The organism is Acinetobacter sp. YH01003 (genome assembly GCF_013420525.1).
Classification (GTDB): domain Bacteria; phylum Pseudomonadota; class Gammaproteobacteria; order Pseudomonadales; family Moraxellaceae; genus Acinetobacter; species Acinetobacter towneri.
The window spans coordinates 1-1007 of record NZ_VOXY01000051.1 but is presented as its reverse complement, the minus strand read 5'-3'; the positions used below and the strand labels follow the sequence as shown (position 1 = coordinate 1007).

At 36.7% G+C, this 1007-nt stretch carries 1 protein-coding gene; it reads left to right on the top strand.

Annotation, left to right across the window (positions count from 1 at the left end):
* Positions 1 to 989, top strand: a protein-coding gene (locus FTT70_RS13555) for an IS4-like element ISAba1 family transposase (RefSeq protein WP_179994544.1) whose coding sequence is annotated in 2 segments (ribosomal slippage) — positions 1 to 439 and positions 439 to 989 — 990 coding nt annotated over the 2 segments. Because the reading frame shifts where the segments join, the coding sequence is not laid out codon by codon here. This gene is flagged as partial in the annotation.
* Positions 990 to 1007: the final 18 nt, after the last annotated feature.

Below are 1007 nucleotides of genomic sequence, written 5' to 3'. Positions count from 1 at the left end.
AAGCAAACATGTAATCTTTCTTCTGCATCTAAAGCCTTGCCCATCAAGTGTTTACCACAATCATTTTATCGACGTATGCAGCGCTTCTTTGCAGGTCAGTATTTTGATTATCGTCAAATTTCTCAGTTGATTTTCAATATGTTTTCATTCGACCAAGTGCAACTGACTTTAGATAGAACCAATTGGAAATGGGGAAAACGAAATATTAATATCCTGATGCTCGCAATCGTTTATCGTGGAATAGCGATACCTATCCTTTGGACATTGCTTAATAAACGTGGAAATTCAGATACGAAAGAGCGTATTGCTTTGATTCAACGCTTTATAGCCATTTTTGGTAAAGACCGTATTGTGAATGTGTTCGCAGACAGAGAGTTTATCGGTGAGCAGTGGTTTACATGGTTAATTGAACAAGACATCAACTTCTGCATTCGTGTTAAAAAAACTTCATTGTCACCAATCATTTAGGAAAGAATCATAAAATTAGTGATTTATTTCGCCATCTTAAAGTTGGTCAAATTGAATGTCGTAAACGACGGATTTTGGTTGGTCGGGTGAAACTATATATAAGTGCACTACAGTTAGAAAATGGAGAGCTTTTACTCGTCGTTTCTCCTCAGTTTAATGCCAATGCTATTCAGGATTATGCATTACGCTGGGAAATTGAAACCTTATTCAGTTGTCTCAAAGGACGCGGGTTTAATCTTGAAAATACGCGCTTGACAGACCCTAGACGAGTGAAAAAATTGATTGCGGTGTTAGCTATAAGCTTCTGTTGGTGTTACTTAACGGGTGAATGGCAACATAATCAAAAAAAAGCGATAAAAATAAAGAAGCATGGACGACTCTCAATGAGTTTATTTCGCTATGGTTTAGACTATGTTCAAATGGCGATTCAGCGTTTAATTGGTTTTGGGAAAAAAGAAGAGTTTAAGGAAATTTTGGCAATTTTAAGAAAGCAGAATCCTGATAGGATAAGGGTTCTGTGAAATTTGTCGTGTACAGAG